At 61.9% G+C, this 1,888-nt stretch carries 5 protein-coding genes; all 5 read right to left on the bottom strand.

Annotated elements, in window-relative coordinates; genetic code table 11:
* On the bottom strand, positions 1-454 hold a 454-nt coding region (locus K7W03_RS27325; protein WP_222888098.1), incomplete at its 3' end, for a hypothetical protein.
* Positions 454-609: a hypothetical protein gene (locus tag K7W03_RS27330; protein WP_222888100.1), complete on the bottom strand. Its 156-nt coding sequence runs from the start codon at positions 607-609 to the stop codon at positions 454-456. The genes K7W03_RS27330 and K7W03_RS27325, both read right to left, overlap by 1 nt.
* Positions 606-1,364 (bottom strand): DUF5131 family protein, encoded by a 759-nt coding sequence (locus K7W03_RS27335; RefSeq protein WP_222888102.1) that lies wholly within the window; start codon positions 1,362-1,364, stop codon positions 606-608. Before K7W03_RS27335 ends, K7W03_RS27330 begins: the two co-directional genes overlap by 4 nt.
* A gap of 54 nt (positions 1,365-1,418) precedes the next feature.
* Positions 1,419-1,631, bottom strand: a complete 213-nt coding sequence (locus K7W03_RS27340) for a hypothetical protein (RefSeq protein WP_222888104.1) — start codon at positions 1,629-1,631, stop codon at positions 1,419-1,421.
* A gap of 12 nt (positions 1,632-1,643) precedes the next feature.
* Positions 1,644-1,888 (bottom strand): hypothetical protein (locus K7W03_RS27345; RefSeq protein ID WP_222888106.1); only part of this gene is annotated, 245 nt, incomplete at its 5' end.

The raw sequence follows: 1,888 nt of genomic DNA on the forward strand, positions 1-1,888 counted from the left end.
CGGCCTTTTGTGCCTCCCACCCAGCGATGAAGGCATTTTCGACCGCCTCCCGCCCATTGCCCGCAGGCTCTACCGATGAAAGGGCCGGGTCACGCTTCGACGGCGGTAGGTAGTTGTCTTCGGCATCACAGCAGGGGGAGCAGCCAATCGCCCCGGCATTTGGGTGGCACCAGCAATAACAGTGTCCGCTGCCTATCGCGCTCAAGTCCAGACCAACATTGCCCGCAGGCTCTACCGATGAATGGGCGGCGGCATCAAGGCGGCGCTCCAGTTCATCGATCTCGCCCAAACCTTCGGCATGCTCGATCAGAAGCTCGATGGCTCGTTCAGCGATCTCCCGCACCTCCTGACCTGCGGGAGAAGTTGAGAGGGCTGCGTCGATTATCTCGTCTGGCCCTATAAGGTTTCGCGCATACTGGAGCGCAGCTATTATGTCGGGGGTCATGCTGGCCATTATGCGATCCTCCGGAATCCATCGGCCGTACGCCGGAAACAGCCGCTGGCCGTCATCTCGACATCGCCGATCTTCTTTTCGGTGCGGGTTTCGCCGACAGGAGCGCGCCAGGCGGGCCGGTAGCGGGCGGCGGTGCTGCGGGGCGCGGGGGTCATGCGGCGAGTCTTTCGACCTGCGGACGAGCGAAATAGGTATGGCCGTCCAGTTCATGGCCGCCCTTGTCAGCCGACTTGCCGCCAACCTGCTTGAAGTTGAAAACTCGTCCCAGCGCTGCCGACTGGTCGCGCAGATCACGTGCCCATTGAATATCCATCGGACGTGCATTGCGCCCGCTTTCGCCGCCGACGATGATCCAGTCTGGTGCATTGCTATCGAGGATCACTGGGCCTAGCAGCGGCTCAAAGCTGCCGAAGGTGAACAGTGCGCCCAGTGCCTCGCCCGCTTCTTTCAGCTTGATCCGATCGCGGTCATATTCCGCCTGGTTGCCGAACGTCGCGCCCAGTGCGGCATTGGGCGGAAAGCCGCCGCACTCGATAGCCATGTCGATGGCGTTCCCGATCCGCTTGGACAGATAGAGCATGACAAGGTTCGGGCATTCACGGGCTCGGTCGAACGCCTCACGCCGCCAAGCCATCGGCACCCGATTGTCCCAGATGTCGCCAAGGCTGAGCGAGAACACAAACGCCCGCTTGCCAGCCTCACCCGCCTGCCGGTTCCATTTCCGCAGTTGCGCCCACGTTGATCCAGACGTGCGGACACGATCGCCATCATTGCCCCAGACCACGCGCCCATAGCGGCGGTCCATGAGGTCTTCGGCATAGCAGTTATCGCAAGGCGCGCCGACCTTAGTGCATCCGATCCACGGGTTCCATGTATGGTCCGCCCATTCGATCTTCGTGTTCTCTGCCATCGAAATTTCCGGGGCCGCTTGTTAAGCTCGTCACCCCGTCCTCTAAGAAACTGGTTAGGCAGTCCTGAACTGCTTCAAGTTCGCCTTGCTGCGCCGATACTTCGCGGCGTCGTCAGCGTTGGCTGCGGCTTCGATCCGCGCCGCGTCACGCTCGCGCTTGTACTTGCCCGCCAGCGCATCGAGCGCCCGCTTGTCCTGCTCCAAATCCACATTCGCCTTCGCCATCAGGGCCATGGCGGCTTCGTGCTTCTTCTTGCTGATGAACATGGGTTTCTCCCCTTAGGCTGCGTTCAATTCATCGAGGCGCGCCAGCGTGAAGAGGCGCACGTAAACGCTCTGGTAGCGGCGCCCGATGGCGGTCCCGATCTCGTGGATGGATGCGCCGGCAAGCCGCATTTCGGTGATCGTCTGATCTTCCAGCGGAGTGAAAGAGCGTCCACCGACAGGGTTGCCGTACCGGGCGCGATCCTGTTCCCGGAACAACCCCATCTTGCGGCACCGCCACGCTACGGCGTCCTTGGTGA

Source organism: Sphingobium sp. PNB (genome assembly GCF_019873065.1).
Lineage (GTDB): Bacteria > Pseudomonadota > Alphaproteobacteria > Sphingomonadales > Sphingomonadaceae > Sphingobium > Sphingobium fuliginis.